Below are 18,573 nucleotides of genomic sequence, written 5' to 3'. Positions count from 1 at the left end.
TTTTTTGTGCACAGGTGGTTAACGCTGGCCGATCGTCTGCGCGTTCACGGCGCGCGGATGGCGAGACGAAAACAGCAGCCCGCCGGCGATTTGCCAGATCACCGCAAACGCGCCGATCAGGAACACGATGTCGCCGAAGGTGCGGATCCAGCGCAAGGTTTGCAGCAGATCCTGTTGCATGAACTCCTCGCTGCGGGCGTACCACAGGCCTTGGCTGGCACTGGCGTAGAACTGCAGGATGCCGACTGGCAGCAGGCTGGTGAAAATCATCAGCGCCAGGCCGCCGTTAAGCCACCAGAAGCCCGTGCGCATCAGGCGATCATTGAACTCGAGGTTTGGCCGCAGGTAACGCAGGATCAACAGGCTGAAGCCCAGTGCCAGTGAGCCGTAAACTCCGAACAACGCGGCGTGCGCATGCAGTGGCGTGGTGTTCAGGCCCTGGATGTAATAGAGCGATATCGGTGGGTTGATCAGGAAGCCAAACACGCCGGCACCCAACATGTTCCAGAACGCCGTGGCGATGAAGAACTGCAATGGCCAACGAATCCGCGCCATCCATTGCGCACGCTCTTTCAGGCGCCAGTTTTCCCAGGCTTCATAACCCAGCAGGATCAGGGGGACCACTTCCAGTGCGCTGAAGGTCGCGCCCACCGCCATCACCGGTGTGGTGGTGCCGGCAAAATAAATGTGGTGGAAGGTGCCGGGAACGCCGCCAAGCATGAACAGCGAAGCCGAGCCCAGGGTCGCGGTAGTTGCCAGCCGTTTCGATACCAGACCCATGCTGGTAAAGATGAAGGCCAGCGCAGTAGTGGCGAACACTTCGAAGAAGCCTTCAACCCACAGGTGGACCACCCACCAGCGCCAGTATTCCATGACCGACAGGTTGGTGCGCTCGCCGTAGAACAGGCCCGCGCCATAGAACAGCCCAATGGCGATCACCGAGCAGGCCAGTAACGCCAGCAGGTTTTTATCGCCCGGTTGGCGCAGGGCAGGCACCATCGCGCGCAACATCAGCACCAGCCAGAACACGATGCCGGCGAACTTGGCGATCTGCCACAGACGCCCCAGGTCCACGTATTCGTAACCCTGATGGCCGAGCCAGAAACTCCACTCGGCGGGCATCAGTTGCGCGATGGCGAGGAAGTTGCCGGTGTACGAGCCGACCACCACCAGCACCAGTGCCCAGAACAGCACATCGACCCCGAGCTTCTGGTATTTGGGGTCTTTGCCGCCATTGATGAAGGGTGCCAGGAACAGCCCCGCCGCGAGGAAGCCCGTGGCGATCCAGAACATCGCGCTCTGCAGGTGCCAGGTCCGGGTCAGCGAGTAAGGGAACCACTTCGACAAGGGCAGGCCGTAGAAATCCTGGCCCTCGACCGTGTAGTGCGCGGTCACGCCACCCATCAGCACCTGGAAGCCGAACAGCGCGCCCACCAGCAACAAATATTTGCCCAGGGCCTTTTGCGATGGCGTCAGTTTGATCAGGCTCAACGGGTCCTGCGCAGGAACCGTGGGTTCGCCTTCTTCGTGCTTGCGCAGGAACGCCCAGCCCCAGACAAGGAAACCGATGCCGGCCAGCAGTACGACGATGCTCACAATCGACCAGACCATGTTCTCGGCTGTGGGATTGTTGTCGATCAACGGCTCGTGCGGCCAGTTGTTGGTGTAGGTAGCGGCCTGGCCGTCACGCTCGGTGGCGGCCGCCCAGGCGGTCCAGAAGAAGAACTGCGTCAATTGCTCGCGCCGGGCGGCGTCCGGCAGGGTGTTCTCTTTCATCGCGAAGCTTTCACGGCTGCCATGCAACGATGGATCGTTGCTGAACAGGGCGTGGTAGTAGGCAGCGGTTTTCGCGATGGCCTGGATGCGTCGCTCACTGAGCACAAGCGTGCCATTCACCAACCGGTTGCCGCGATACTCGCGCTTGAGCTGGTGGCGCAGCAGCGCCTGCTGGTCATCATCGATCTGGCTGTAGGCCTTGCCGAAACGCTGTTGCGCCCCCAGGTCCAGCCAGGCGAGCAATTCGCGATGCAGCCAGTCGGCGGTCCAGTCGGGCGCCTGGTAGGCACCGTGACCCCAGATCGAGCCCACCTGCATGCCGCCGATACTCTGCCAGGCGGTCTGGCCGTCGAGGATGTCGTCGGCGCGAAACAGCGTGGTGCCATCGACGCTCTGCACCTGTTCGGGGATCGGTGGTGCCTGTCGGTAGATTTCCCGGCCGAACCAGCCCAGCAGGCAGAACGTCACGCCGAGGACGCCTATCAGCGACCACCATAATTTGCGGTATTCACCCATGGAGCACCTCCATCTGAACGGGGTTGTGTGGGGGTCGCGGCAGCGTCATCGCTGTCGGATCGGTGTTGCGGTGCATATCAGCTCCTTGATGTTGACGTTCGGCATTTGGGCGTAGCCCTATCAAGACTCGTGCCGAACGCAATGACCAGGTTTTACGGGCCGGACTGCCAGTCTGGAGTCCAAATGACTCGTTACGGTTGCGGTCACATTGACTGCATCCTGGTCGTTATGACCTACAAAAAAAGCGCCCGCATAACCGGTATGCGGGCGCAAAAAACCGGCCCTGTGATCGGGAAGGGTGGGCCGGGGTATTGCAGGGAGGGCGATCGACTGTTGGCGATCAGTCAGCGGCGGTGCGGGGGAGGCACGCCGCCGACGTGGGATTAAATCTACGGGGTGGGCGGTGCGGCGTCATTTGTACGCAGGGTCAGTGGCGTCATGTGTAGGTTTGAGGGATTCATACGCAGGTATGGGAGAACCCCTATCCCTGTAGGAGCGAGCAAGCTCGCTCCTACAGGGTTTAGCGCAACAACCGCTCGAACGCCTCCACCGGCAACGGCTGGCTATGCAGGTAGCCTTGATACAGGTGGCAACCCAGCCCCTGTAAAAACTGCAGCTGCTCCGGCGTTTCGACACCTTCTGCAATGACCTTCAATTCCAGGCTGCGGGCCATGGCGACGATGGCCCGGATGATCTCGGCGTCGTTGGGGTCGGTGGTGGCGTCGCGGATGAACGACTGGTCGATTTTCAGGGTGTCCACCGGCAGGCGCTTGAGGTAGGTCAGCGAGGAGTAACCGGTGCCGAAGTCATCCATGGCAAAGCTGACGCCGAGTTTTTTCAGTCGGCGCATTTTGCTGATGGTGTCTTCCAGGTTCTGGATGACGATGCCTTCAGTGATTTCCAGTTTCAGCATCGAGTAGGGCAGGTTGTGACTGGTCAGGCTGTGCTCGATACGCTCGACGAAGTCATTCTGGCGGAACTGCCGTGGGCTGATATTCACGCACAGGCTGAACTGCAAGGGGTTGACCAGGCCCTTGGCAATCAATTGCCGGAAGGCATTGCACGCTTCGTCGACGATCCAGGTACCGACTTCGAGGATCAGGCCGCTGTCTTCCAGCACCTTGATGAATTCGGCGGGGGACTGCGCACCCAGTTCCGGGTGATTCCAGCGCACCAGTGCTTCTGCACCGACGATGCGATTGTCACGCGCGTCGACCTGGGGCTGGAAATGCACATCGAATTCGCCCCGGGAAAGTGCCAGGCGCAAGTCGGTTTCCATGCGCAGGCGTTCACTGGCAGCCTTCTGCATGGTGTTGTGATACATCTGCGCGGTGTTGCGCCCTGAATCCTTGGCCCGATACAACGCGATGTCCGCGCGCTTGAGCAGATCGGTCGGGGTCGAGCCGTGATCGGGGATCAGCGCGATGCCGATGCTTGGCGTGACTTGCAATCGCTGGCCGTCGAGGAACATCGGTTCCGACAGCAGTTCGCGCATGGTATCGGCCAGCTCGCGGACCTGGGCCGAGACTTCATTGCGCGTGCCTTCGAGGCCACTGAGCAGCACCACGAATTCATCGCCACCCAGGCGCGCAACGGTGTCCTCCATGCGCACGCTGGCTTCCAGGCGCGCGGTGATAATTTTCAGTACCGTATCGCCAACCGGATGACCCAGTGAGTCGTTGATGTGCTTGAAGTGGTCAAGGTCGAGGAACATCAGCGCCCCGCGCAGGTTGTGGCGCTTGAGCAGGGCGATCTGTTGGCTCAGGCGGTCCATCAGCAACGCGCGGTTCGGCAGGTTGGTCAACGGGTCGTGATAGGCCAGGTGCCGGATCTGCGCCTCGGCATTTTTCAGCAGGCTGACGTCGCGAGCGGTCAGCAGCAGGCAGGCCGTTTCGTTGAGGGTGATCGGTTCCACCGAAACCTCGACCGTGAGCAGTTCGCCGCGCTTGTTGCGCCCGAGCATTTCCTGGTGGTGTACCCGGCCCTTGATCTGCAATTCGGCGAGCAGCGCCGAGCGTTGTTTTTCTTCGGCCCAGATACCGACCTGGTACACCGTGCGGCCGACCACCTCATCGGAGCGGTAGCCGGTCAGGCGACAGAAACCGTCGTTGACCTCCAGATAACGCCCGGTATCGCGTTCGGTAATGGTGATGGCATCAGGGCTGGAATGAAACGCCTTGGCGAATTTCTCTTCGCTGGCCTTGAGCGCCGCTTCCGAGCGTTGCTGCTGGGTGATGTCGCGCAACGTGGTAACGATGCAGGGCTGGTCGCCGACACTGATCTGGCGGCTGGAAATCACGCACGTCAATGACTGGCCGTTTTTATGCCTGACCAGGATGGCCACGTTGTTCAGGCCCTGTTCGCGGACCACTTGTTCGATCCGTCGCTGACTCTGGCTCGAGGCGTCCCACAGGCCGATTTCGTCGGCGCTGCGCCCAATCACCTCGGCCGTGCTCCAGCCAAAGGTCTGGGTGAAACTGGAGTTGATCTCGATGAATTGGCCGGTGTCCTGGCGGGTGACGCAGATCGGGTCCGGGCTGACCTGAAACAGGGTGGCGAACTTCTCTTCAGAGGTGATGAGCTTCTGTTCGCGCTCAACCTGATCGGTGATGTCCAGCAAGGTGCCTGCCATGCGCAGAGGCGCGCCGTTTTCATCGCGGTAGAGGCGGGCGCGGCTTTCCAGGTAGCGCGATGAACCGTCCTCGAGTTGCACGCGGTAGGTCAGTTGATAGTTGCCGGCCGGGCCTTCGCGCAGGCTGCGATAGGCGTCGCGCATGCTGTCACGTTCCTCGCCGGGCACGCCTTCGAAAAAATCCTCGAACGATTCATGGAAGGGTTTGGCTTCCAGGCCGTGCAATTGCGCGGCCCGCGCCGAGCCGTAAAGCATGCCGCTGGGAATGTGCCAGTCCCAGGTGCCCAGTTGCGCCGAATCCAGCGCCAGGTCAAGGCGTTCCTGGCTGTCTTTCAAGGCGAGTTCGGCCGCCTTGCGCTCGGTGGTGTCGAGGAAGGTGCTGAGCAGATAGGGCTGGCCTTCGAGTTCGACTTTCTGCGCGCTGAGGATGCCGTCGTGGATCTGACCGTTGCTCGCGCGAAACTGCACTTCCATGCTGATCAGTTCGCCCTTGGCCTTGGTTGCCTTGACCAGTTTTTCCCGCTGCTCCGGGTGCACCCACAGGCCCAGTTCGACCGTCGTGCGGCCAATCGCGTTTTGCACCGGCCAACCGAACAGGCTTTCGAAATACTGGTTGGCCTCGGTGATCAGGCCGTCGTCCTGGCGCGTCAGCAAAACCATGTTCGGGCACAGGTGGAAGAGTGTCGCGAAGCGTTTTTCCGAGCTGCTCAGCGCCTGCTCGCGCTGGCGCTGGTGAGTGATTTCGCGAATCACTCCGATCATTCGGGGCCTGCCATGTTTGTCCGGTAGCAGGCTGCCGTTGATCTCCAGCCAGTGCAGGCTGCCGTCGGGCCAGCGGATGCGGTGGTGCATCGCCTGCTCCAGCGGTGCGCCGGCAATTACGGCATGGAATGCGCGGATGGTCTTGGCGCGGTCTTCCAGCGGCAGCAGGTCGAGGTATTCCAGATCGTCGGGCAGGGGCTGGTGGGGGTCGAAGCCGAACAAAGCCTGGGTCCCCCGTGACCAACTGATCTGTCCGCGCTCGATGTCCCAGTACCAGGCGCCCAGGCGTGCACCGTTGAGGGCGGCGAGCAACTGCGGTGCGCTCTCCCAGCTTTGCTCCGACTGTTTGGGGTCAAGCGCCTGGATACGTGGCATGGGTGGAATACGGTCAACAGATTTGGGCATTGGCAAGCCTTAGGCTGAATTGGCGTTGAGCACAGGCTCTCGCGGCTCTATAGGAGTAGCACAAGTCAGCCTTGAGTCCCTGGCAGATCGATTTGTGCATCCAGCAGGGCCATGAAGGCCCGCGCTGCGTTCGAGAGCGTCCGTTCGGTGTGCAAGATATAGCCTAGCTGGCGAGTGAGTTGTATGCCCGGCAAAGGAATGCGCGCTACCTGCTCGTCGAGCATGGTGCGCGGCAAGACGCTCCAGGCCAGGCCGATCGAGACCATCATCTTGATGGTTTCCAGGTAGTTGGTGCTCATGGCGATGTTGGGTGTCAGGCCCTGGGCTTCGAACAGCCGCTGGACGATGTGATGGGTAAAGGTGTTGCCGCCGGGGAATACCGCCGGGTGCAGGGCGATATCCGCCAGGCTCACGGCGCCGTTGCTGATCAGTGAATGTTCCGGGGCGACCACGAAATCCAGCGGGTCATCCCAGACCGGCGTGGCCTTGACCAATGTGTGGGGTTCCGGCGCCAGCGTGATGACCGCCAGTTCGGCGCGGCCATGCAGAATTTCTTCGTAGGCCACTTCCGAATCGAGGAACTGAATATCCAGCGCCACTTGCGGGTAACGCCGGGTGAACTCCCTCAGCAGGGGTGGCAAGCGGTGCAGGCCGATGTGGTGACTGGTGGCCAGGGTCAGGCGACCGGTCACTTCGCCAGTCAGGTTGGTCAGGGCGCGGCGGGTGTCGTCCAGCACGTTGAGGATCTGATAAGCGCGCGGCAGCAACGCCCTGCCAGCCTCGGTCAAACCGACCTCCCGGCCCAGTCGGTCGAACAGACGCACGTTCAATTGCTGCTCCAGGCCGGCAATACGTTTACTCACCGCCGGTTGCGTCAGGTGCAGCCGTTCACCAGCGCCGGAGAAGCTACCAGTCTCGGCAATTGCAATAAATGCATTCAGGTTGGCGAGATCCATGGGTGTATTCCAGTTGGTTATCCAAAGCATAAAAAATATCAATTTGAGTTATTTAATCTAACCCCATAGCATCAGCCTCACAAGCCAAAGGGTTATTGAAATCAAATAAACCCAGGGCATAGAAACAAGCTGATGAGGAAACCGTCTGATGGCCGGCAAAACGCTCTACGACAAGCTCTGGGAATCGCACCTGGTCAAACAGCGCGACGATGGCTCTGCGCTGATTTATATCGATCGTCACATCATCCATGAAGTGACCTCACCGCAAGCGTTCGAAGGCCTGCGTCTGGCCGGGCGCAAGCCTTGGCGCATCGATGCCAACATCGCGACCCCGGACCACAACGTACCGACCACGCCGGAGCGCAAGGGCGGCATCGAAGCGATTGCCGACCAGGTGTCGCGTCTGCAGGTACAGACCCTCGACGATAACTGCGATGAATACGGCATTGTCGAATTCAAGATGAACGACGTCCGCCAGGGCATCGTCCACGTCATCGGTCCGGAGCAGGGTGCGACCTTGCCGGGCATGACCGTGGTCTGCGGCGACTCCCACACCTCGACCCACGGCGCTTTTGGTGCCCTGGCTCACGGTATCGGCACTTCCGAGGTCGAGCACGTGCTCGCCACCCAGTGCCTGGTCGCCAAGAAAATGAAAAACATGCTGGTGTCGGTCGAAGGCACTTTGCCGTTCGGCGTCACGGCCAAGGACATCGTCCTTGCCGTGATCGGCAAGATTGGTACCGCCGGCGGTAACGGCCATGCCATCGAATTCGCGGGCAGCGCCATTCGCGATCTGTCGGTCGAAGGCCGTATGACCATCTGCAACATGTCCATCGAAGCCGGCGCACGCGTTGGCCTGGTCGCCGCCGATGAAAAAACCGTGGCCTACGTGAAGGGCCGTCCATTCGCCCCGAAAGGCGCGGAGTGGGATTTGGCCGTCGAGGCCTGGAAAGACCTGGTGTCCGATGCCGATGCCGTGTTCGACACCGTCGTCAAGCTCGACGCCGCCCAGATCAAGCCGCAAGTCAGCTGGGGCACTTCGCCGGAAATGGTCCTGGCTGTTGATCAGAACGTGCCGGACCCGGCCAAGGAAGCTGACCTGGTTAAACGTGGTTCCCTCGAGCGCGCGTTGAAGTACATGGGGCTGACCGCCAATCAGGCGATCACCGACATTCAGCTCGACCGTGTGTTCATCGGTTCGTGCACCAACTCGCGGATCGAGGACCTGCGTGCTGCGGCGGTGATCGCCAAGGGCCGCAAAGTAGCCTCCACCATCAAGCAGGCCATCGTCGTGCCGGGCTCTGGGCTGGTGAAAGCGCAGGCCGAATCCGAAGGCCTGGACAAGATTTTCCTTGAAGCCGGTTTCGAATGGCGTGAGCCGGGTTGCTCGATGTGTCTGGCGATGAACCCGGACCGTTTGGAGTCGGGCGAGCACTGCGCCTCGACCTCCAACCGTAACTTCGAAGGCCGTCAGGGCGCGGGTGGCCGTACCCACCTCGTGAGCCCGGCCATGGCCGCTGCGGCGGCGGTGAACGGTCGTTTCGTTGACGTCCGTGAATTGATCTGAGGAGCGCAGCATGAAAGCCTTTACCCAGCACACTGGTCTTGTCGCGCCTTTGGATCGTGCCAACGTCGATACCGATCAGATCATCCCGAAACAATTCTTGAAGTCGATCAAGCGCACCGGCTTCGGTCCTAACCTGTTCGACGAATGGCGTTACCTGGATGTCGGCCAGCCGTACCAGGACAACTCCAAGCGCCCACTCAACAAGGACTTCGTCCTCAACGCCGAGCGCTACCAGGGCGCCAGCGTATTGCTGGCCCGCGAGAACTTCGGTTGCGGTTCCAGCCGTGAACACGCGCCATGGGCCCTGGAAGAGTACGGTTTCCGCAGCATCATTGCGCCGAGCTACGCCGACATCTTCTTCAATAACAGCTTCAAGAACGGCTTGCTGCCGATCATCCTGAGCGACGAGGAAGTCGATGAGCTGTTCAAGCAGGTCGAAGCCGATCCGGGTTACCAGTTGCAGATCGACCTGCAAACCCAGACCGTGACCCGTCCGGATGGCAAGGTGCTGAGTTTTGAAATCGATGCGTTTCGCAAGCACTGCCTGCTCAACGGTCTGGACGATATCGGCCTGACCTTGCAGGACGGCGATGCGATTGCGGCGTTCGAAGCCAAGCACCGGGCGAGCCAGCCTTGGTTGTTTCGTGATGCGTAACTGATGTAGTCAGGTCCGGCCCCATCGCGGGCAATCCCGCTCCTACAGGGGATCACCTTACCTGTAGGAGCGAGCTTGCTCGCGATGAGGCCGGTACAGACACCCCAAGACTCACCCCAGAAAGGAAGTCCCCATGACCAGCACCCCCCAGCACAGCCAGGTAGTCCAGAAACAATTCGGTGAGCAAGCTGCGGCTTACCTGAGCAGTGCCGTCCACGCTCAAGGCACCGAATTCGCACTGCTACAGGCTGAACTGGCGGGGAAGGGCGCGGCCCGGGTCCTGGACCTGGGTTGCGGCGCTGGCCACGTGAGTTTTCACGTGGCACCGCTGGCCGGGGACGTGGTGGCCTACGACCTGTCGCAACAAATGCTCGACGTGGTCGCCGCTGCGGCGGTCGATCGTGGTTTGAGCAATATTTCCACGGTGCGTGGCGCCGCTGAGCACCTGCCGTTCGCCGATGGCGAATTCGATTTCGTGTTCAGCCGTTATTCGGCGCACCATTGGAGCGATCTGGGCCTGGCCCTGCGCGAAGTGCGCCGGGTATTGAAGCCGGGTGGCGTGGCGGCGTTCATCGATGTGTTGTCACCGGGCAGTCCGTTGTTCGACACTTACCTGCAAAGCGTCGAAGTACTGCGCGACACCAGTCACGTGCGTGATTATTCCGCCGGTGAGTGGTTGCGCCAGGTCAGTGAGGCGGGGTTGCACACCCGCAGCACCACGCGTCAGCGCCTGCGCCTGGAATACAGCTCCTGGGTGGAGCGCATGCGCACACCGCAAGTGATGCGCGCGGCGATCCGCGAATTGCAGCAGTCGATGGGCACTGAAGTGCGCGAGTATTTCGAGATTGACGCCGATGGCTCTTTCAGTACCGATGTCCTGGTCCTGATGGCCGAACGATAGAATTTTTCCGGGCGCGCCTGCGGGCGCACCGACTGATGACATGAGGAAAGCATGAGCAAGCAGATTCTGATTCTCCCAGGCGATGGTATTGGTCCGGAAATCATGGCCGAAGCGGTCAAGGTGCTGGAACTGGCCAACGACAAGTACAGCCTGGACTTCGAACTGAGCCACGATGTGATCGGCGGCGCCGCCATCGACAAGCACGGCGTTCCGCTGGCCGATGAAACCCTGGAGCGTGCCCGTGCCGCCGACGCGGTGTTGCTGGGCGCCGTGGGTGGACCGAAATGGGACACCATCGAGCGAGACATCCGCCCTGAACGCGGCCTGCTGAAAATCCGTGCGCAACTGGGCCTGTTCGGCAACCTGCGTCCGGCGATCCTGTACCCGCAACTGGCAGAGGCTTCCAGCCTGAAGCCGGAAATTGTCTCGGGCCTGGACATCCTGATCGTTCGCGAGCTGACCGGCGGCATCTACTTCGGCGCGCCACGCGGTACCCGCACGCTGGAAAACGGCGAGCGTCAGTCCTATGACACTCTGCCTTACAGCGAAAGCGAAATCCGCCGCATTGCCCGTGTCGGTTTCGACATGGCCATGGTGCGCAACAAGAAGCTGTGTTCGGTGGACAAGGCCAACGTCCTGGCGTCCAGCCAGTTGTGGCGTGAAATTGTCGAGCAGGTGGCCAAGGATTATCCAGAAGTCGAGTTGAGCCACATGTACGTCGACAACGCCGCCATGCAACTGGTGCGGGCGCCGAAGCAATTCGACGTAATCGTCACCGACAACATGTTCGGCGACATCCTGTCCGACCAGGCCTCGATGCTCACCGGCTCCATCGGCATGCTGCCCTCGGCGTCCCTGGACACCGAGAACAAGGGCATGTACGAGCCGTGCCACGGTTCGGCGCCGGATATCGCGGGGCAGGGCATTGCCAACCCGCTGGCAACCATTCTGTCGGTGTCGATGATGCTGCGTTACAGCTTCAATCAGTCGGCCGCCGCCGATGCCATCGAAAAAGCCGTCAGCCTGGTCCTGGACCAGGGCCTGCGCACGGGCGACATCTGGTCGGCCGGTTGTACCAAAGTCGGTACGCAGCAAATGGGTGACGCAGTAGTCGCCGCGCTGCGGAATCTGTAATCTCTCGGGCCCGCTGCCACTTTCACCCCCGAAAGCAGCGGTCCACTTTTCAAGAAGGTGTAGTTGCGATGAAACGTGTAGGTCTGATCGGTTGGCGCGGTATGGTCGGTTCCGTGCTCATGCAGCGGATGCTGGAAGAGCAGGATTTCGATCTTATCGAGCCGGTGTTTTTCACCACTTCCAATGTCGGCGGCCAAGGCCCGTCCGTGGGCAAGGACATTGCTCCGCTCAAGGACGCTTACAGCATTGAAGAGCTGAAAACCCTCGACGTGATTCTGACCTGCCAGGGTGGCGACTACACCAGCGAAGTATTCCCCAAGCTGCGCGAAGCCGGCTGGCAGGGTTACTGGATCGATGCCGCTTCCAGCCTGCGCATGCAGGATGACGCGGTGATCGTGCTGGACCCGGTGAACCGCAAGGTCATCGACCAGCAGCTCGACGCAGGCACCAAGAACTACATCGGCGGCAACTGCACCGTCAGCCTGATGCTGATGGGCCTGGGCGGCCTGTTCGAGGCCGGTCTGGTCGAGTGGATGAGCGCCATGACCTATCAGGCGGCGTCCGGTGCCGGCGCGCAGAACATGCGTGAACTGATCAAGCAGATGGGCGCGACCCACGCGTCCGTCGCCGATCAACTGGCCGATCCGGCCAGCGCGATCCTCGACATCGATCGTCGTGTCGCCGAAACCATGCGCAGCGACGCGTACCCGACCGAAAACTTCGGTGTACCGCTGGCGGGCAGCCTGATCCCGTGGATCGACAAGGAACTGCCAAACGGCCAGAGCCGAGAAGAGTGGAAGGCCCAGGCCGAGACCAACAAGATCCTCGGTCGCTTCAAGAGCCCGATCCCGGTGGACGGCATCTGTGTACGGATCGGCGCCATGCGCTGCCACAGCCAGGCGCTGACCATCAAACTGAACAAAGACGTACCGATGGCCGACATCGAGGGCCTGATCAGCCAGCACAACCCTTGGGTCAAGCTGGTGCCGAACAACCGCGATGTCAGCATCCAGGAGCTGAGCCCGAACAAGGTTACCGGCACCCTGAACATCCCGGTTGGGCGTCTGCGCAAGCTGAACATGGGGTCGCAGTTCCTGGGTGCCTTCACCGTCGGCGACCAGCTGTTGTGGGGCGCTGCCGAGCCGCTGCGTCGCATGCTGCGGATCCTGCTCGAGCGTTGATCGGTTGATGCAATGAAAGAACCCGTGCCTTGTGAGAGGTGCGGGTTTTTTATTTTGGGTTGTCCGCAACGGCCCCATCGCTCTCACAAGTGCACCACCGTACCTGTAGGAGCGGGCTTGCCCGCGATGAGGCCGGTACAATCAACGCAGGCCCCAGCAGAAATTGCCTGCATCCCACCCACCCGGTAAAGTGCCGCTCCCCCCGTTTCGCCAGAGGCAGACCATGACCCAGACCCTTGACATCGCCGTGATCGGCGCCACCGGTACCGTCGGCGAAACGCTGGTACAGATTCTCGAAGAGCGCGACTTCCCCGTCGGCAACCTGCATCTGCTGGCCAGTAGTGAATCCGCCGGCAGTTCGGTGATGTTTCGTAGCAAGAACGTGCGGGTGCGGGAAGTCGATGAATTCGACTTCAGCAAGGTGCAACTGGTGTTCTTTGCGGCCGGCCCGGCAGTCAGCCTGAGTTTTGCCTCGCGGGCGGTGGCGGCCGGTTGCTCGGTCATCGATCTGTCCGGCGCCTTGCCGGCTGATCAGGCGCCACAAGTGGTGCCCGAAGCCAATGCCGAGGTGTTGGCTGGTTTGAAAAAGCCTTTCCTGGTCAGTAGCCCGAGCCCATCGGCCACCATCTTGTCCGTGGTGCTGGCGCCATTGCTCAACGTGCTCGACCTGCAACGGGTCCACGTGACGGGCAGTCTGGCGGTCTCCGATCAGGGGCGCGAAGCGGTCACTGAGTTGGCCCGGCAAACCGCCGAGCTGCTGAACATGCGCCCGCTGGAGCCGAAATTCTTCGATCGGCAGATGGCGTTCAACCTGCTGGCGCAGGTCGGCAAGCCGGATGATTCGGGCCATACGTTGCTGGAAAAACGCCTGGTGCGCGAGCTGCGCCAGGTCATGGCGCTGCCTTTATTAAAGATTTCCGCCACTTGCATTCAAGCCCCGGTGTTTTTTGGCGATAGCTTTAGCGTGACCTTGCAGTCAGCCAGCGCTGTGGACCTGGTGAAAGTCAACCAAGCACTGGAAGACGCTCCGGGGATCGAGCTGGTGGAAGCCGGCGACTACCCGACACCGGTCGGCGACGCGGTAGGGCAGGATGTGGTCTACGTGGGTCGTGTCCGGGCGGGAATCGACGACCCGTCGGAACTTAATGTGTGGCTGACGTCAGATAACGTACGCAAAGGCGCGGCGCTCAATGCTGTGCAGGTGGCTGAATTGTTGATAAAAGACCTGCTGTAAAAGATACTTGGCGACAATTTGCAAAATGATTCCTGGCGAGCACATGGCTTCGCCGGATTGCTGAAGGCGAGTCACCCTGCGGGGCTTTCCGGGGCATGAAAGAAATGATCGCGCGCGGCGACCCTTCGCCGCCGCGCGCAATGCCTTACGGCAGCGACAATCAACACCTTCTCGCTGGCCGAGGAATGTTCAGACAAAGGATGAGGCTATGGTTCAAGTTCGCAAACTGGTGTTAGCAATAGCGGCCGCCTCGGCGCTGTCCTCCGGTATGGCGCATGCGCTCGGGCTCGGGGAGTTGACCCTGAAGTCGTCGCTGAACCAGCCGCTGGTGGCGGAAATCGAGTTGCTCGACGTCAAGGAACTCACCGCTGCCGAAGTGGTGCCAAGCCTGGCCTCGCCGGAAGATTTCGCCAAGGCCGGTGTCGACCGCCAGGCGTTCCTCAATGATCTGAGCTTCACGCCAGTCATCAACGCCAGTGGCAAGAGTGTCCTGCGCGTGACCTCCAGCAAGCCGCTTTCCGAACCGATGGTGAAGTTCCTGGTTCAGGTGATGTGGCCCAATGGTCGCCTGCTGCGCGATTACAGCGTCTTGCTCGATCCGTCCAAGTTCTCCCCGCAAGCCGCTGATGCGGCTGCGCAGCCAGCTCCCGCCCAGTCCGTCACGGCCCCCGTGACCGGTGCCAGCAAACCGGGCGAGTACACGACCACGCCGCGCGATACCCTGTGGGAAATTGCAGCGAAGGCCCGCAATGGCGGCTCGATCCAGCAAACCATGCTGGCCATCCAGGCGCTGAACCCCGACGCTTTCATCAATGGCAACATCAACCTGCTGAAAACCGGCCAGGTGTTGCGTCTGCCCGACCAGACCCAGAGCACCAGCGTGGCGCAACCCAAGGCCGTCGCTGAGGTTGCTGCCCAGAACGCCGCATGGCGTCAGGGGCGTCGTTATGTCGCCAAGCCTGGCACCGGCCAGCAGCAGCTCGATGCAACCAATCGCGGTCGTCGTGACGGCGCTCCCGCGCAAGCGGCCAAGGACAATCTGAGCCTGGTCTCCGCCGAGACCGGAAAAGCCAACGGCAAGGGTCGTGCGGGTGATGCGAAGGCCATCGGCAACAAGCTGGCCGTGACCCAGGAAAGCCTGGATACGACCCGTCGTGACAATGCCGAGTTGAAGAGCCGCATCACAGACCTGCAAAGTCAGATGGACAAGTTGCAGCGCCTGATCGAATTGAAGAACAACCAGTTGGCCAAGCTGGAAGCAGGGGGGGCGGCAGCGCCTGAAGCCGCACCTGCTGCCCCCGCAGGCGCAATCGCCACGGCGCCGGTCATTTCGGCCGAGCTGACCCCGAGCCCGACGCCTGCACCAGCCGCACCGGCAACGCCAGCCCCGCCAGCCGCCGAAACCGCTCCGGCGCAGCCACCGGTCGAGCCAGCGCCTGCGGCGTCGGACGACCAGGCATTCAACGACTTGCTGACCAATCCGGTGCTGTTGGGCCTGATCGGTGGCGGTGCGGTGATTTTGGCCCTGTTGTTGCTGTTGCTGGCGCGTCGTCGCAAGGCCCAGCAGGAAGCCGAGAAACACCTGCGCATGGCCCGGGCGTTGTCTGAAGAACAGGACATGAATTTCGATCAGGACCTGCCGGAAAGCAGCTTCGAAGGCCTGGAAGTGCCTGCAGCCAGCGTCAAGCTCGCCACTGCGCCAGCTCCGGCGCCTGTTGTAACCCCTGCGCCGGTCCCTGCTCCTGCTCCTGCTCCGGTGATCGCGCCGGTCGTGGTGACGCCGCCGATTGCTGCGCCGTTGGTGGCGCCGGCTGGCGAACACGATGACGATGTACTCAACAAGGCTGAGTCGCACATGGCTGCTGGCCGTTTGAATCAGGCTGCAGCGTTGCTTGAAGACGGCATCAAGCAGGAACCTCAGCGCAGTGACCTGCGCCTGAAGTTGATGGAAGTCTATGGCCAGCAGGGCGATCGTGATGCATTCGTCGGCCAGGAGCGTCAGTTGGTGGCCAACGGTGAGAACTTCGCCCGTGTCGAAGAGCTGAAAAACCGCTTCCCGGCCATGGCAGTGGTGGCGGCCGGTGGCCTGGCGGCTGCCGCCGTCGCGGCCGAGCTGGATGCGCAGTACGTCAAGGACCTCCTGATGGACGAGCCGGCGGCCGAAGAGCCGGCGCTTGGCGATGACGACCTCGACAGCGCGTTCGATCTGAGCCTGGACGATCTGGACATCCCGGTAGCGGCGGCGCCAGCGCTGGAGCCAGAACCGGAAGTGCTGGGGGAACTGGATGAGTTCCCGGCGGAAGACGACCTGAGCTTCGAATCGGTCTTGCAGCAGCAGACCGAAATCAAGGAAAACCTCGATGACCTGTCAGACTTCGATCTGGACATGGATCTGGGTGCCGAGCCTTCGCCTGCCACGCTGGCTGAAGACGATTTCCTGCTGAGCCTGGATGATGACCTCAAGGACTTGCCTGTCGCTGACGCGCCGGCTGCGCCTGAAGTGCTGCTGGACGATCTGGAGCTGCCGTCTGATTTCGATCTGTCGCTGGCCGATGAAATGGACGCGCCGGACGCCTTTGCTGCTGAGCTGGATGATGTCAACGCCGAGCTCGATCGCCTGTCCCAAAGCATGAGCGAACCGACCTTCACCGCAGAGGATGCCATGGCTTCCGCAGCAGACGAGCCGGAATTCGACTTCCTTTCCGGCACCGATGAAGTTGCCACCAAGCTCGATCTGGCACAGGCCTACATCGACATGGGCGACGCCGACGGTGCCCGGGACATCCTCAACGAAGTCGTGACCGAAGGAAACGACGGTCAGAAGAGCGAAGCCAGGGAAATGCTTTCACGTCTGGCTTGAGTGATTGCGTAGCATCGAAAACGGCAGCCCATTGAGGCTGCCGTTTTTGTTTGTGCCCCTCACCGCTGCGCTCATCCTGCCGCCATCGCGGGCAAGCCCGCTCCTACAGGGGGCGCATTCCAGATGTGGGAGCGGGCTTGCCCGCGATGGCGATTGAACAGTCACCGCATAAAAAACAGACCAGCCAATCCGACCGCCTTATAATGCCCGCCTTTGCGTACATCAGCAGGCTTCACTTCTTGGCAAATATAGATAACCCAGCGGCCGAAATGGCGGCCGAGGGCTTTTTTCGCGTGGCCCTGGGCGTTGAATACAAGGGTTCGCGTTTTCGTGGCTGGCAACGCCAGGCCTCCGGTGTGCTCACCGTGCAGGAAACCCTGGAAAACGCGCTGTCCAAAGTCGCCGACTCACCGGTGTCACTGCTCTGCGCAGGACGTACGGATGCCGGTGTGCATGCCTGCGGTCAGGTGGTGCACTTCGACACGCAGGTCGAGCGGTCGATGAAAGCCTGGGTCATGGGCGCCAACATCAATTTGCCCCATGACGTCAGCGTTTCCTGGGCCAAAGTCATGCCGGCGCATTTCCATGCGCGGTTCAAGGCCATTGCCCGGCGTTATCGTTATGTGATCTACAACGATCAGATTCGCCCGGCACACCTGAACGAAGAGATCACCTGGAATCATCGCCCGCTCGACGTCGAGCGCATGGCCGAGGCCGCACAATACCTGGTCGGCACCCACGACTTCAGCGCCTTCCGCGCCGGACAGTGCCAGGCCAAGTCGCCGATCAAGGAACTGCATCACCTGCGTGTCACGCGTCACGGCAAAATGATCGTGCTGGACATCCGTGCCAGTGCTTTCCTGCATCACATGGTGCGCAACATCGCTGGCGTGCTGATGACCATTGGTGCTGGCGAGCGTCCTGTGGAGTGGATGAAAGAGGTGCTGGACAGCCGCATCCGCCGTTCGGGCGGGGTAACGGCCCATCCGTTCGGGCTGTACCTGGTGCAGGTCGAGTACCGGGACGAGTTTGAATTGCCCGAGCGTTACATCGGCCCACACTTCCTGACCGGTTTCACCGAACTTGACGGCTGACGCCCTCGAATGCATTTGCTACCATCCGGGACTTTCCCGGATTTCCCCTGAGGTTTTATCGACATGTCAGCCGTTCGCAGCAAGATTTGCGGGATTACCCGCATAGAAGATGCGTTGGCGGCGGTCGAGGCCGGGGCGGATGCGATCGGATTCGTGTTTTACCCAGGTAGCCCCCGCGCCGTGACGTTTCAGCAGGCACGCGACATCATCAAGGCACTGCCGCCGTTCGTGACCACCGTGGGGTTGTTCGTCAACGTCAGCCACTGCGAGTTGGGCGAGTTGCTCGACGCGGTGCCGCTGGACGTGCTGCAGTTCCATGGCGACGAACCCGCCGCCGACTGTGAGTGCTGGCATCGACCCTACATCAAGGCACTGCGGGTCAAGGCCGGTGATGACATCGCCGCAGCCTGTCGGGCCTTTCCGAACGCCAGCGGCATTCTCCTCGATGCGTATGTCGAGGGCGTTCCTGGTGGAACCGGTGAAGCGTTCGACTGGTCTTTGATACCTAAAGGCTTGAACAAACCGATCATCCTGGCAGGTGGCCTGACGCCGGATAACGTCGCCGAAGCGATTGCACGGGTTCAGCCATACGCCGTGGATGTCAGCGGTGGGGTAGAGGCCAGCAGGGGCATCAAGGATCACGCAAAGATCCGGGCATTCATTGAAGCGGTACGCGGCAGCAGGTAGTGGATGTGACGGCTGGCAGACTGCCGCCGTCCCAAAATGCACTGCGCCACGCTGCATGCAGCAGACAGGCAGGCAAGGCTGAGGATTGATGGGTTGCACGCTGGTCTCTTCACTGACCCGGCCACTCGATGATCATCGCCACACACATGAATTTAGCTTAAAGGCATACGCGGGACCGCGAACCAGAGCGTTCGGGCCGTCGGTACTGGAGAA

The 18,573-nt window shown here is 61.3% G+C and carries 12 protein-coding genes; 9 read left to right on the top strand and 3 right to left on the bottom strand.

What is annotated here, in order from left to right; translation table 11 throughout:
• Positions 1-18: 18 nt before the first annotated feature.
• From AB4O36_RS16475 to AB4O36_RS16465, 3 genes are all read right to left on the bottom strand, one after another.
• Positions 19-2,292 carry a nitric-oxide reductase large subunit gene (locus AB4O36_RS16475; protein ID WP_460139750.1) on the bottom strand — a complete coding sequence of 758 codons (2,274 nt, stop codon included), beginning with the start codon at positions 2,290-2,292 and terminating at the stop codon, positions 19-21.
• A 520-nt stretch (positions 2,293-2,812) separates the two neighbouring features.
• Entirely contained in the window at positions 2,813-6,091 is a 3,279-nt protein-coding gene (locus AB4O36_RS16470; RefSeq protein WP_460116754.1) for an EAL domain-containing protein, read from the bottom strand.
• A 65-nt stretch (positions 6,092-6,156) separates the two neighbouring features.
• Positions 6,157-7,047: a LysR family transcriptional regulator gene (locus AB4O36_RS16465; RefSeq protein ID WP_460139749.1), complete on the bottom strand. Its 891-nt coding sequence runs from the start codon at positions 7,045-7,047 to the stop codon at positions 6,157-6,159.
• A 148-nt stretch (positions 7,048-7,195) separates the two neighbouring features.
• Here AB4O36_RS16465 and leuC point away from each other — a divergent pair, with 148 nt between their 5' ends.
• From leuC to AB4O36_RS16420, 9 genes are all read left to right on the top strand, one after another.
• On the top strand, positions 7,196-8,614 hold the full coding sequence (leuC, locus tag AB4O36_RS16460; RefSeq protein ID WP_460139748.1) for a 3-isopropylmalate dehydratase large subunit: 1,419 nt from the start codon (positions 7,196-7,198) through the stop codon (positions 8,612-8,614).
• Positions 8,615-8,624: 10 nt separating this feature from the next.
• Complete coding sequence (gene leuD, locus AB4O36_RS16455) at positions 8,625-9,269, top strand: 3-isopropylmalate dehydratase small subunit (RefSeq protein WP_460116748.1); 645 nt, start codon at positions 8,625-8,627, stop codon at positions 9,267-9,269.
• Positions 9,270-9,402: 133 nt separating this feature from the next.
• Positions 9,403-10,170: a class I SAM-dependent methyltransferase gene (locus AB4O36_RS16450; protein WP_460139747.1), complete on the top strand. Its 768-nt coding sequence runs from the start codon at positions 9,403-9,405 to the stop codon at positions 10,168-10,170.
• Positions 10,171-10,221: 51 nt separating this feature from the next.
• Positions 10,222-11,304 carry a 3-isopropylmalate dehydrogenase gene (leuB, locus tag AB4O36_RS16445; RefSeq protein WP_460116745.1) on the top strand — a complete coding sequence of 361 codons (1,083 nt, stop codon included), beginning with the start codon at positions 10,222-10,224 and terminating at the stop codon, positions 11,302-11,304.
• A gap of 68 nt (positions 11,305-11,372) precedes the next feature.
• Positions 11,373-12,485: an aspartate-semialdehyde dehydrogenase gene (gene asd / locus AB4O36_RS16440; RefSeq protein ID WP_175377544.1), complete on the top strand. Its 1,113-nt coding sequence runs from the start codon at positions 11,373-11,375 to the stop codon at positions 12,483-12,485.
• 223 nt (positions 12,486-12,708) lie between these two features.
• Complete coding sequence (locus AB4O36_RS16435; RefSeq protein ID WP_460116744.1) at positions 12,709-13,719, top strand: aspartate-semialdehyde dehydrogenase; 1,011 nt, start codon at positions 12,709-12,711, stop codon at positions 13,717-13,719.
• A gap of 208 nt (positions 13,720-13,927) precedes the next feature.
• On the top strand, positions 13,928-16,579 hold the full coding sequence (locus AB4O36_RS16430) for a FimV/HubP family polar landmark protein (RefSeq protein WP_460139746.1): 2,652 nt from the start codon (positions 13,928-13,930) through the stop codon (positions 16,577-16,579).
• Between the two features lie 269 nt (positions 16,580-16,848).
• Complete coding sequence (gene truA / locus AB4O36_RS16425; protein WP_460126765.1) at positions 16,849-17,673, top strand: tRNA pseudouridine(38-40) synthase TruA; 825 nt, start codon at positions 16,849-16,851, stop codon at positions 17,671-17,673.
• Between the two features lie 63 nt (positions 17,674-17,736).
• Positions 17,737-18,360 (top strand): phosphoribosylanthranilate isomerase, encoded by a 624-nt coding sequence (locus AB4O36_RS16420; protein ID WP_460116740.1) that lies wholly within the window; start codon positions 17,737-17,739, stop codon positions 18,358-18,360.
• Positions 18,361-18,573 lie beyond the last annotated feature (213 nt).

The organism is Pseudomonas sp. S2_E01 (assembly GCF_054668365.1).
This window is presented reverse-complemented; position numbering and strand designations above follow the sequence as displayed.